This window comes from Rathayibacter sp. Leaf299, assembly GCF_001423055.1.
GTDB classification, from domain to species: Bacteria; Actinomycetota; Actinomycetes; order Actinomycetales; family Microbacteriaceae; genus Rathayibacter; species Rathayibacter caricis.
In genome coordinates this window covers 32,623-43,937 of sequence record NZ_LMNT01000003.1, presented here as the reverse complement: position 1 = coordinate 43,937, position 11,315 = coordinate 32,623, and the positions used below count along the sequence as shown (strand labels likewise).

Sequence of the window (11,315 nt, the reverse complement as noted above, 5' to 3'; positions counted from 1 at the left end):
GGACGGACCCGGAGGAACGAGGGGCGGGCCGGGCGCTCGTGCGCCCGTGCCCGCCGAGGAGACTACTGCGCGTCGGGCTTGCGGTCGCGCTCGATCGGGTCGACCAGCGGGTCGGCCTGGTGCGCGGCGTCGCGCTCGCCGAACGCGGGGGCGGTGCCGTCGACGGCGACGGTCTCGTCCTCGTCGGCCGCGATCTCGTTCTCGCTCGGGTCGATCAGGCGCGCGATGGCCTGGCGGTGGATCGTCAGCAGCGTGCCGGGCGTCGACTCGATGACGATCTTGTTGGCGTCGTCGTCGATCGAGACGACGGTGCCGAAGAGGCCGGAGCCGGTCATCAGCTCGACCCCCGGGACCAGGTTGTTCTTCATGTTCTCCGCGTCGCGCTGGCGCTTCTTGTTGTTGCGGAACATGAAGATGATCATCACGGCGAGCAGCAGGACGAGCAGGATGATCGTCGGATCCATGGGTGAGCCTTCCGGAGTGGGTGGCGACTCCGCGCGGCGTCTCAGCCGGGTGCGCGGGATCGAGCGGCCCGTCGGGCCTTGAAGATTATAGGTCATCCCCGAAGAGCGACTGCTGGGACCCGGCGGCCCCGCGCGGGTCGAGCCCGAAATGCCGCCAGGCCGCGGGAGTGGCCACGCGGCCGCGCGGAGTGCGGGTCAGCAGGCCGATCCGCACGAGGAAGGGCTCGACCACCGCCTCGACGGTCTCGGCCTCCTCCCCCACCGAGACGGCGAGGGTGTTGAGCCCGACGGGCCCGCCGTCGAACCGGGTCAGCACGATCTCCATGACGGCGCGGTCGAGGCGGTCGAGGCCGAGCGCATCGACGTCGTAGAGATCGAGCGCGGCCCGGACGGCCGTGACGTCGGCGCGGCCGCCGTGCACGAGGGCGAAGTCGCGCACGCGCCGCAGCAGACGGTTCGCGATGCGGGGCGTGCCCCGGCAGCGACCGGCGATCTCGGCGATCGCGTCCGAGTCGATGTCGAGCTCGAGCAGCCGGGCGGCGCGGGCGAGGACCTGGCGCAGCTCGTCCTCGGCGTAGAACTCGAGGTGCGCGGTGAAGCCGAAGCGGTCGCGGAGGGGGTTCGGGAGCAGGCCCGACCGTGTGGTGGCCCCGACGAGCGTGAACGGGGCGAGGTCGAGCGGCACCGACGTCGCTCCGGCGCCCTTGCCGACCATGATGTCGATCCGGAAGTCCTCCATCGCGAGGTAGAGCATCTCCTCGGCGGAGCGCGCCATGCGGTGGATCTCGTCGATGAAGAGGATCTCGCCGGGCAGGAGCGACGACAGGACGGCGGCGAGGTCGCCGGCGTGCTGGATCGCCGGGCCGCTCGAGAGGCGCAGCGGCGACGAGCTCTCCTCCGCGACGATCATCGCGAGAGTGGTCTTGCCGAGGCCGGGAGGACCGGCGAGCAGGATGTGGTCGGGCGTCCGCGCCTGCATCGCCGCGGCCTTCAGCAGCAGCTCGAGCTGCCCGCGGACCTTGCGCTGCCCGACGAACTCGCTGAGGCTCTTGGGCCGCAACGCGCCCTCGAAGGCGATCTCGGCCTCGGAGACGACCTCGGGCCCGAGCAGTCCGTCGCCGCTCACGAGCGGGCCGCCGGCCCGAGTCGGGCGAGTGCGAGGCGCAGGAGCGCCTGCACGTTCGTGGCGTCGGACGCCTGGGCGTCGAGGAGGATCTCGTCGACCACCTCGGCCGCGATGCGCTCGGGCCAGCCGAGGCCGACGAGCGCCGACAGCACGCTCTGCGCGGCGGTCGCTCCCGGCCCCGAGCCGCGGGCGGCGCGCGGGCGGACCGCGAGCTTGCCCGCGAGCGACAGGATGATGAGCTTCGCCGTCTTCGGGCCGATGCCCGAGACCTTGCGGAACACAGCGTCGTCCTCGTCGGCGACCGCCTGCGCGACGCGCTCGGGCTCGACAGCCCCGAGGACCCCCAGAGCCGACTTCGGCCCGACTCCGGTCACCGCGATGAGGAGCTCGAAGATCTCGAGCTGCTCCTCGTCCGGGAAGCCGTAGAGCGTGAGCGAGTCCTCGCGGACGATGAGCGTGGTCGTGACCGTCGTCTCGTCGCCGACGCGCATCTCGAGCGCGTGCTGCGGAGTCACGTTGACCGCGTAGCCGACGCCGTGGACGTCGATCACGGCGAGACTCCCGCGGGCGGAGAGGACGGTGCCGCGGAGGGAGGAGATCACCGCGTCAGTCTAGATGCTCGAACAGGCGTTCGAGTGGAGGCCTCCGCGGCGCGCCACGCACGCTGCGCCGGCGTCTCCCCCTCCGTCGCGGACGACGGCCCGGCGGCGAGCGGAGCCCGCCACGCGTGGCAGACCGCGAGGGCCAGCGCATCGGCCGCGTCGGCCGGAGTCGGAGGCGTGTCCAGGCGGAGTACGCGCTGGATCATCGCGGTGACCTGCCGCTTGTCGGCGGCTCCGTAGCCGGTGACCGCGGCCTTCACCTCGCTCGGCGTGTGCATGCCGACCGGGAGGGAGCGGCGGGCCGCCGCGACGAGCGCCACTCCGCTGATCTGGGCTATGCCCATGACGGTGCGCACGTTGTTCTGCGCGAAGACGCGTTCGATCGCGACGGCGTCCGGGCGGTGCTCGTCGAGGAGCGCCTCGATGCCGTCGCCCAGCGCCAGCAGGCGCCGCTCGAGCGGGTCGTCGACGGGAGTGCGCAGCACGCTGACGTGCACCAGAGTGGCCCGCCGATCGCGGGCGACGTCGACGATGCCGACGCCGCACCGGGTGAGCCCCGGATCGATCCCGAGGACGCGCATCAGCGCGCGCCTCCCCGTCGACCCGGGGTCACCGGGTCACTCCTCGTTCTCGAGCTCGGCGCGCACCTCAGCGGTGATGTCGAGGTTCGTGTAGACGTTCTGCACGTCGTCCGAGTCCTCGAGCGCGTCGATCAGCCGGAACACCTTCCGGGCGGTCTCGGCGTCGGCCTCGACCTGGAGCGACGCGACGAACTCGACATCGGCGGAGTCGTAGTCGATGCCCGCCTCCTGCAGCGCCGACCGGGCCGGCACGAGCTCGCTCGGCTCGACACGGACCTCGAAGCTCTCGCCGTGGTCGAGGACGTCGTCGACGCCGAAGTCGAGGACCGCGCCGAGGACGTCGTCCTCGGTGACGCTCTCGCCGTGGGGCACGCTGATGACGCCCTTCCGCGCGAAGTTGTAGGCCACGCTGCCCGGGTCGGCCATGGTGCCGCCGTTGCGGGTCATGGCGGTGCGGACGTCGGCCGCCGCGCGGTTCTTGTTGTCGGTGAGGCACTCGACGAGCAGGGCGATGCCGTTCGGGCCGTACGCCTCGTACATGATCGTCGTGTAGTCGATGACCTCGCCGGTGAGGCCGGCGCCGCGCTTGATCGCGCGGTCGATGTTGTCGTTCGGGACCGACGTCTTCTTCGCCTTCTGCACGGCGTCGACGAGCGTCGGGTTGCCTGAGAGGTCGGCTCCGCCGATCTTGGCGGCGACCTCGATGTTCTTGATCAGCTTGGCGAACGACTTCGCGCGACGCGAGTCCTTGATCGCCTTCTGGTGCTTGGTCGTGGCCCACTTGGAATGCCCGGACACGGTGCTCCCTCGGAAAATCGTCGTAATGCGACCCCCGCAGGCGCCGCTGATAGCTGGATCAGTCTAATCCGGAGCCGGCTGTGCTGATTCGGAGCCGGTCCCTGCCCGGCTCCGCGCGGTCGGCTTCCGAGGGTGGTCGCGCAGGAAGAGCGTCCTGCGTCCGGCTACGCCGATCCGCTCGCACGCGGATCGCCGGTTCGCCTCGACCTGGAGAGAGCCGGCCCCCGCCAATTACGGCGCCCACTCGGAGCCGGTCCTCGCCCGGCTCCACGCAGTCGGCAGCGCTTCTCCAGAGCCGGTCCCCGCCCGGCTCCAGGCGGTCCACAGCGCTTCTCGGAGCCGGTCCCCGCCCGGCTCCACGCGGTCGGCTTCCCGAGGCGGTCCCGCAGGTGGAGCGTCCTGCGTCCGGCTACGCCGATCCGCTCGCACGCGGATCGGCGGTTCGCCTCGCGCGGTGATCGGGCTGCCGCTCGCAGGACAGGGTCCGATGCGGGCGTCGGGGCCAGGACGCTCCCGCAGGATCGGGAAGGTGGGTCTCGATACGGCGCTGCGCACCTACTCGACCAGCAGGGGGGGGTGTGGCCGTGAAGCAGCGGCGGTGGGATGCCGGACGGACGGACGCGGCGTCGGCTCCCGCACGATCGGTGAGGGTGCGCCTCCTGAGATCCCCACCTCCTTGCTGGTCGAGTAGCCCCGAAGGGGCGTATCGAGACCCGCGTCCTCCAGAAAATCCGCCGTTTCCCCGCCCTGCACTGGCACCGAAGGCGCCCCCTCCGCTCGATACGGCGCTGCGTGCCTGCTCGACCAGCAGCAGGCAGTGTCCCGACTGGCAGGGGCCGGATCGGCGACCACCCGCGAGCCGAACCGGCGATTCGCGTGCCAGCGAATCGCCGTAGGCGTTCGCAGGACGCTCCACCTGCGCGACCACGCCGAGAAGCCGACTGCGCCGAGCCGGGCAGGGACCGGCTCGGACAGGGGAACCGCGCCGACTGCGCCGAGCCGGGCAGGGACCGGCTCGGACGCGGTTGCTGAAGCAGCCGGCTGCGCCGGCTACTTCAGCAACCGCGAGAGAACCCTGTCCGCGAGGGGCTTCCCGTTGGTCTGGCAGGTGGGGCAGTACTGGAGGGTGGAGTCGGCGAAGATCACCTGGCGGATCGTGTCGCCGCAGACGGGGCAGGCCTCGCCGGTTCGACCGTGCACGCGCATGCCGAGCTTCTTCTCCTTCTTGAGGTCGGCGGCGTGCAGCCCTTCGGCCCGGCCGAGCGCCTCCTCGAGGGTGTAGCGCAGAGCCGAGTAGAGGCGGTCGAGCTCCTCGGCGGTGAGCGTCGCGGGCTTGAACGGCGACATGCGTGCGACGTGCAGGATCTCGTCGGAGTAGGCGTTGCCGATACCGGCGATCCGCGACTGGTCGCGCAGCACGCCCTTCAGCTGGGCGCGACCGGCGGTCGCCAGGATCGCACCGAGGATCTCGCGGGTGAAGGCGGGGTCCAGCGGATCGGGTCCGAGTCGGGCGACGCGCTCGACGTCGCGCGGGTCGGCCACGATCGAGAGGGCGAGGCTCTTCTTGGTACCCGCCTCGGTCACGTCGATCCCGGAGCCGTCCTCGAGGACGAAACGGGCGGCGAGCGGTCCGCGGCCGGGCTTCACGGGAGCGGTCGGCCGCTCGGGGCGCCAGCGCACCCAGCCCGCGCGGGCCAGATGCAGGAGCACGTGCGCGTCGCCCACCGCGAAGTCGAGGAACTTACCGTGCCGCTCGACTCCGTGCACCGGCTGCCCGGCAAGGGAGGACGGAGGGATCGCGACGGTCTTGAGCGCCGAGATCGCGAACACGTCGAGCCGTTCGAGGACGTGACCGCCGAGCCGCCCGTCGAGATCGCGCGCGAGCGCCTGCACTTCGGGGAGTTCGGGCATGGCCCTACACTGCCGCGCACCACCGACGCGGTCCACCCCCGCGCGACGGTCAGGCTCCGAAGCGCGTCGCCGCGACCTTCCGCAGGAACAGCTCGTGGAAGCGGTAGTCCCCCGTGATCTCCGGGTGGAACGACGTGCCCATCAGGTTGCCCTGCTCGACCGCGACGACCCGGCCGTCCGCGATCGCCGCGAGGGCGGTCGCCCGCTCCCCCAGCTCCTCCACGATGGGCGCGCGGATGAAGACCGCGTGCACGGGAGGGTCGCCGATCACCGGCACGTCGAGGTCGGTCTCGAAGGAGTCGAGCTGGTTGCCGAAGGCGTTGCGGCGCACGGTCACGTCGAGGCCGCCGAAGCTGTGCTGGCCCTCGATCCGGTCGAGCACGCGGTCGGCGAGCATGATCAGGCCGGCGCAGGTGCCGTAGACGGGCAGGCCCGCCGCGATCGCCTCGCCGATCGGCTCCGCGAGTCCGAAGAGCCGCGAGAGCTTGTCCATGACCGTCGACTCGCCGCCGGGGATGACGAGGCCGGCGACCGAGGCGAGCTCGGCCGGGCGGCGCACGAGCACCACCTCCGCGCCGAGCTCGCGCAGCACGGCCGCGTGCTCGCGGAAGTCGCCCTGGAGCGCCAGGACGCCGACCCGGAGCCCCTCGAGGGACTCGCGGGTCTCGCCCTCCCCCGCGACGCGGGGCCCGGTGCTACCAGCCACGCTCGGAGAGGCGGTGCGGCGCGGGGACGTCGGACACGTTGATGCCGACCATCGCCTCGCCGAGTCCGCGGGACGCCTCCGCGATGACCTTCGCGTCGTCGTAGAAGGTGGTCGCCTTGACGATCGCCGCGGCGCGCTTGGCCGGGTCGCCCGACTTGAAGATGCCGGAACCGACGAAGACGCCGTCGGCGCCGAGCTGCATCATGAGCGCCGCGTCGGCCGGAGTGGCCACGCCACCCGCCGTGAACAGCACGACCGGGAGCTTGCCGGTCTGCGCGATCTCGGCGACGAGGTCGTAGGGCGCCTGCAGCTCCTTGGCCGCGACGTACAGCTCGTCCTTGGTCATCGCCTTGAGGCGGTTCACCTCGGCCGAGATGGTGCGGATGTGCTTGGTGGCCTCGGAGACGTCGCCGGTGCCGGCCTCCCCCTTGGAGCGGATCATCGCCGCGCCCTCGGTGATGCGGCGCAGCGCCTCGCCGAGGTTCGTCGCTCCGCAGACGAAGGGGACGGTGAACTTCCACTTGTCGATGTGGTTCACGTAGTCGGCCGGCGAGAGGACCTCGGACTCGTCGATGTAGTCGACGCCGAGCTCCGAGAGCACCTGCGCCTCGACGAAGTGGCCGATGCGGGCCTTCGCCATGACGGGGATCGAGACGGAGGAGACGATCGCGTCGATCAGGTCGGGGTCGCTCATCCGCGCGACGCCGCCCTGCGAGCGGATGTCGGCCGGGACGCGCTCGAGCGCCATGACGGCGACGGCGCCGGCGTCCTCGGCGATGCGGGCCTGCTCGGCCGTGACGACGTCCATGATCACGCCGCCCTTGAGCATCTCGGCGAGACCGCGCTTGACGCGGCTCGAGCCGAACTGCTCGGACGCGGCGGAGGAGGAGGGAGTGGTGGTGTCGGTCATGATCGCGGGTCCTGTTTCTCTGCTGTGTCTCCAGCCGACGGCTGGGCTCTGTCGCCCGCCGACGGCTGGGCTCTGTCTGGGCCGACGGCCGGGCGGCGTCTCGCGTCGGAGGCGCTGCCGCTCGTGCCGCCGACAGCGCCGTCCAGTCTACCGAGGTCCGCCTGCGCGGACCCCGCCTACTCGGCGGGCCAGGCGGCGGCGATGCTCGCGCGGACGTCGCCCAGGAGCTGCGGCAGCGCCTTCGTCCGGGCGATGATCGGGAAGAAGTTCGCGTCGGTCGCCCAGCGCGGAACCACGTGCTGGTGCAGATGCGCGGCGATACCGGCTCCGGCGACCGCGCCCTGGTTCATCCCGAGGTTGAAGCCGTCGTTGTTCGACACCTCGCGGATCACGCGCATCGCGGTCTGCGTGAGGGCGCCGATCTCGGCCACTTCTTCCGGGGTGGCCTCGTCGTACAGCGGGATGTGGCGGTACGGGCAGACGAGGAGGTGGCCGGAGTTGTACGGGAAGAGGTTGAGCAGCACGTACGCGTGCTCGCCTCGGGCGACGATCAGCGCCTCCTCGTCGCTCAGCGTGGGCGCGACGCAGAACGGGCAGTCGTCGGCTCCGGGCTGCCCCTTCTGGATGTAGACCATGCGGTGCGGGGTCCAGAGGCGCTGGAACTCGTCGGGGACGCCCGCGAGGCGCGCCGACCCCTCCGCTCCCTCGGGGACGAGCTCGTCCACGCTCACACCTGCGCCTTCGACGCGATCGCCTCGCGGATGCGCGCCACGGCGTCGGCGACGGGGATGCCGTTCTCCTGGGTGCCGTCGCGGAAGCGGAAGCTGACCGCGCCGGCGTCGCGGTCCTTCTCGCCGACGATGATCTGGAACGGCACCTTCTGCAGCGTGGCGTTGCGGATCTTCTTCTGCATCCGGTCGCTGGAGTAGTCGATCTCGGCGCGGACGCCGGCGCGCTTGAGCTCGCCCACGACCTCCTCGAGGTAGGGCAGGTACTCGTCCGCGATCGGGATGCCGACGACCTGCACGGGCGAGAGCCAGACGGGGAACGCCCCGGCGTAGTGCTCGGTGAGGATCGCGAAGAAGCGCTCGATCGAGCCGAACAGCGCGCGGTGGATCATCACGGGGCGCTTCTTGGTGCCGTCGGACGCGGTGTACTCCAGCTCGAAGCGCTCGGGCTGGTTGAAGTCGAGCTGGATCGTCGACATCTGCCAGGTGCGGCCGATCGCGTCGCGCGCCTGCACCGAGATCTTCGGACCGTAGAACGCGGCTCCGCCCGGATCCGGGACCAGCTCGAGACCCGACTCCACCGCGACCGCGCGGAGCGACTCGATGGCCGCCTCCCACTGCTCGGGGGCGCCGACGAACTTCGGGTTGCCCTCCTCGTTGGTGGACAGCTCGAGGTAGAAGTCGTTGAGGCCGTAGTCGCGGAGGACCTGGAGCACGAACTCGAGGTTGCGGGTGAGCTCCGCCGCCACGTCCTCCTGCGTCACGTAGATGTGCGCGTCGTCCTGGGTGAGCCCGCGCACGCGGGTGAGGCCCTGCAGGGTCCCGCTCTTCTCGTAGCGGTAGACGGTGCCGAACTCGGCCAGGCGCAGGGGCAGCTCGCGGTAGCTGCGGCCGCGCGAGCGGAAGATCAGGTTGTGGAACGGGCAGTTCATGGGCTTGAGGTAGTAGTCCTGGCCCTGGCGGGTGACGTTGCCGTCCTCGTCCTGCAGCTCGTCGAGGTGCATCGGGGGGAACATGCCCTCGGAATACCACTGCAGGTGCCCGCTGGTGGTGAAGAGGTCGCCCTTGGTGATGTGCGGCGTGTACACGAGCTCGTAGTCGTGCGCGAGCAGCTGCTCCCGCATGTACTGCTCGATCTCGTAGCGGATGATGCCGCCCTTGGGGTGGAACACCGCGAGACCGGAGCCGATCTCGTCCGGGAACGAGAACAGGTCGAGCTCGTGCCCGAGCTTGCGGTGGTCGCGGCGCGCGGCCTCCTCGAGGCGGGCCTGGTGCGCGCGCAGCTCGTCCTTCGTCGGCCAGGCCGTGCCGTAGACGCGCTGCAGCTGGGGGTTCTTCTCGGAGCCGCGCCAGTAGGCGGCGGCGTTGCGGGTGAGCGCGTAGCCGTTGCCGATCATGCGGGTGTTGGGCAGGTGCGGACCGCGGCAGAGGTCCTTCCAGACCGTCTCGCCCGAGCGCGGGTCGACGTTGTCGTAGATCGTCAGCTCGGCGCCGCCGACCTCGACGGACTCCTCGTCACCGCCGCTGCCCTTGATGCCGATGAGCTCCAGCTTGTAGGGCTCGCCGGACAGCTCGGCGCGGGCCTCGTCCTCGGTCACCACACGGCGCACGAAGCGCTGCCCCTGGCGGACGATGCGGTCCATCGCCTTCTCGAGCGCCTTCATCGCCTCGGGCGTGAAGGGCTCCTCGACGTCGAAGTCGTAGTAGAAGCCGTCGGTGACGGGCGGGCCGATGCCCAGCTTCGCCTCCGGGTTGATCTGCTGCACCGCCTGGGCGAGCACGTGCGCCGCGGAGTGGCGGAGGATGTTCAGCCCGTCCGGCGAGGAGATCAGGATCGGCTCGATGCGGTCGCCCGGCACGACGTCGGCGGCCAGGTCCTTCAGCTCGCCGTTGACCCGGATCGCGACGACGGCCCGGTCGGAGAAGTGCGTGAAGCCCGTCCCGGCCTCGGTCACCACCGCGACGGACTCGTTCTCGGACGGATTCGACGGTTCGTTCGACACGCGCGGACACTCCTCAGGGCTTCGCCAACCCCTCGACTTTAGTCGCCCGTGTGCGCCGGGACGTTCCGGAGCCGGCTGCGGCAGCGACGGACGGACGTCAGCCGAGCACGGCCCGGACGCGCTCGTCCAGACCGCGGAGGGCGTCGACGAGCTCGCCGCGGTCGGCCCCGTCGAGCAGCAGGTCGTTCTGCACGAGGTGGCGCACGAGGACGGCCTCGACCCCCTCGGGGAGGGCGTCCGAGACGAGGGCGCCCTCGAGGACGGCGAGGACCGCCACCACCGCGAGGGCGTCGTCGACGGAGAGCGGCAGCGCGCTGCGGTCCGTGTCCATGCATCCGATCCCGGACGCAGGTCGCGTGCGTCCGTCTGGGTCCCCTCCACCCTGGCAAAACCCTCGGCGGAGAGAGCCGGAGAACGCCCGGCGGCTTCGTTTCCCGTACAGGCCCGCGGACGGGCGGGCTCCGCTCCTCGGGCTCGACTCCGCGCTGGTACGGTGTGCGAGACCGGCCCGGCACGCTGTACCGGAACACCGTGCCAGTGTCGGGGTGGGACGCGGACAGACCGATCAGGAGGAGGATCCGATGAACCGACGCGAGGAGATCCTCCGGGCGGCCCGGGCGCTCGCAGCCGAGCACGGAGTCGCGGCGCTGAGCGTCCGTGCCGTCGCGGCGCGCGCGGGCATCGGGGCCAGCACGCTGCGCCACCACTTCCCCACGCAGCGTGCTCTCTACGACGCGGTGGTCGCGGAGCTCTTCGACCCCGGTCTCGGCGATCTGCGGATCGACGACCGGCGCGTCGATCCGCTCGAGAGACTGCTGGAGTGCGTCGGGCAGTTCCTTCCGGCCGAGGACGCCCCTCCCGCCCTGGGCGGCTGGTTCGCGCTCCACGCGGCGTCCGCCGGTCCGGGCTCGACGGAGCAGGGCCGCGCTCTGGTCGCCGCCCTCGACGCGAGCAGCCGCGCGAGCACCGTGCGCTGGATCGATCTGCTCGCCGAGGAGGGCGTGCTGCGGCGCGGTCCGCTCGAGCAGCACGTGGAGCTGATCCTCGCGCTCGTCGACGGACTGCGGCTGCGGATGCTCGTGCGCGGGAGCGGGACCACTCCGGGCCGAGCGCTCGTCCTCCTGGCGGCGACCCTCGAGCGGGCCGTGATCCGCGACTGATCGTCAGTCCGAGGCGCGGAGTCGTGTCGCCAGCGCGTCGAGCTCCCGACCGAGCACGTCGGACTCCTGCGCGGCGAGTGCGCGGGCGAGCGCGTCCCGCTGCCGATCGTCGAGGGCGTCCGCCGCGACGAGCCCTTCCAGCATCGAGACGAGATCGGCGAGTGCCGCCGCGTCCCGTCGATCGAGCCCGTCCATCACGCCTCCTCGCGCCCGGGACAGTCTGCGCGCGGACCACCGGGGAGCGCTCCCCCCGGTGCGCGTTCGGTACAGCGCCGCTGGCAACCCTCTTGTCGATGATCCGGATCCGGCGTGGGCTGGACTCCTCC

Annotated in this window: 13 protein-coding genes; 1 reads left to right on the top strand and 12 read right to left on the bottom strand. The window is 71.5% G+C overall.

The features are described 5' to 3' along the window. Positions 1-62 precede the first annotated feature (62 nt). The 11 genes from yajC to ASF48_RS11790 form a co-directional block, all read right to left on the bottom strand. Positions 63-464 carry a preprotein translocase subunit YajC gene (gene yajC / locus ASF48_RS11840; protein ID WP_055791750.1) on the bottom strand — a complete coding sequence of 134 codons (402 nt, stop codon included), beginning with the start codon at positions 462-464 and terminating at the stop codon, positions 63-65. 85 nt (positions 465-549) lie between these two features. Continuing rightward, entirely contained in the window at positions 550-1,590 is a 1,041-nt protein-coding gene (gene ruvB / locus ASF48_RS11835) for a Holliday junction branch migration DNA helicase RuvB (RefSeq protein ID WP_055791747.1), read from the bottom strand. Next, positions 1,587-2,192 (bottom strand): Holliday junction branch migration protein RuvA, encoded by a 606-nt coding sequence (ruvA, locus tag ASF48_RS11830; protein ID WP_055791744.1) that lies wholly within the window; start codon positions 2,190-2,192, stop codon positions 1,587-1,589. The genes ruvB and ruvA overlap by 4 nt, the downstream gene beginning before the upstream one ends. Next, entirely contained in the window at positions 2,189-2,773 is a 585-nt protein-coding gene (gene ruvC, locus ASF48_RS11825) for a crossover junction endodeoxyribonuclease RuvC (RefSeq protein WP_055791742.1), read from the bottom strand. The genes ruvA and ruvC overlap by 4 nt, the downstream gene beginning before the upstream one ends. A 36-nt stretch (positions 2,774-2,809) precedes the next feature. Further along, positions 2,810-3,571 carry a YebC/PmpR family DNA-binding transcriptional regulator gene (locus ASF48_RS11820; RefSeq protein WP_055791739.1) on the bottom strand — a complete coding sequence of 254 codons (762 nt, stop codon included), beginning with the start codon at positions 3,569-3,571 and terminating at the stop codon, positions 2,810-2,812. Between the two features lie 1,050 nt (positions 3,572-4,621). Continuing rightward, entirely contained in the window at positions 4,622-5,482 is an 861-nt protein-coding gene (locus tag ASF48_RS11815; RefSeq protein WP_055791736.1) for an Fpg/Nei family DNA glycosylase, read from the bottom strand. Between the two features lie 49 nt (positions 5,483-5,531). Beyond that, entirely contained in the window at positions 5,532-6,110 is a 579-nt protein-coding gene (gene pdxT, locus ASF48_RS11810; protein WP_055793074.1) for a pyridoxal 5'-phosphate synthase glutaminase subunit PdxT, read from the bottom strand. Between the two features lie 67 nt (positions 6,111-6,177). After that, positions 6,178-7,098: a pyridoxal 5'-phosphate synthase lyase subunit PdxS gene (gene pdxS, locus ASF48_RS11805; RefSeq protein WP_055791734.1), complete on the bottom strand. Its 921-nt coding sequence runs from the start codon at positions 7,096-7,098 to the stop codon at positions 6,178-6,180. A gap of 176 nt (positions 7,099-7,274) precedes the next feature. After that, positions 7,275-7,823: an HIT family protein gene (locus ASF48_RS11800; RefSeq protein WP_055791731.1), complete on the bottom strand. Its 549-nt coding sequence runs from the start codon at positions 7,821-7,823 to the stop codon at positions 7,275-7,277. Positions 7,824-7,825: 2 nt separating this feature from the next. Further along, positions 7,826-9,784, bottom strand: a complete 1,959-nt coding sequence (gene thrS, locus ASF48_RS11795) for a threonine--tRNA ligase (protein WP_055793071.1) — start codon at positions 9,782-9,784, stop codon at positions 7,826-7,828. A 142-nt stretch (positions 9,785-9,926) separates the two neighbouring features. Then, positions 9,927-10,160, bottom strand: coding sequence for a hypothetical protein (locus ASF48_RS11790; RefSeq protein WP_055791728.1), 234 nt, complete (start codon positions 10,158-10,160; stop codon positions 9,927-9,929). 250 nt (positions 10,161-10,410) lie between these two features. On the opposite strand from ASF48_RS11790, the gene ASF48_RS11785 reads away from it, so the two are divergent. Further along, entirely contained in the window at positions 10,411-10,989 is a 579-nt protein-coding gene (locus ASF48_RS11785; RefSeq protein ID WP_055791726.1) for a TetR/AcrR family transcriptional regulator, read from the top strand. Between the two features lie 3 nt (positions 10,990-10,992). Here ASF48_RS11785 and ASF48_RS11780 read toward each other — a convergent pair whose 3' ends face one another. Continuing rightward, positions 10,993-11,184, bottom strand: a complete 192-nt coding sequence (locus tag ASF48_RS11780) for a hypothetical protein (RefSeq protein WP_055791723.1) — start codon at positions 11,182-11,184, stop codon at positions 10,993-10,995. Between the last annotated feature and the right edge of the window lie 131 nt (positions 11,185-11,315).

Excerpts from the sequence above, each read along its gene's own strand:
- pdxS (WP_055791734.1), bottom strand. The coding sequence starts at position 7,098 with ATGACCGACACCACCACTCCCTCCTCCTCCGCCGCGTCCGAGCAGTTC.
- ASF48_RS11790 (WP_055791728.1), bottom strand. The coding sequence starts at position 10,160 with ATGGACACGGACCGCAGCGCGCTGCCGCTCTCCGTCGACGACGCCCTC.
- ASF48_RS11780 (WP_055791723.1), bottom strand. The coding sequence starts at position 11,184 with ATGGACGGGCTCGATCGACGGGACGCGGCGGCACTCGCCGATCTCGTC.
- ASF48_RS11815 (WP_055791736.1), bottom strand. The coding sequence starts at position 5,482 with ATGCCCGAACTCCCCGAAGTGCAGGCGCTCGCGCGCGATCTCGACGGG.
- yajC (WP_055791750.1), bottom strand. The coding sequence starts at position 464 with ATGGATCCGACGATCATCCTGCTCGTCCTGCTGCTCGCCGTGATGATC.
- ASF48_RS11785 (WP_055791726.1), top strand. The coding sequence starts at position 10,411 with ATGAACCGACGCGAGGAGATCCTCCGGGCGGCCCGGGCGCTCGCAGCC.
- ruvC (WP_055791742.1), bottom strand. The coding sequence starts at position 2,773 with ATGCGCGTCCTCGGGATCGATCCGGGGCTCACCCGGTGCGGCGTCGGC.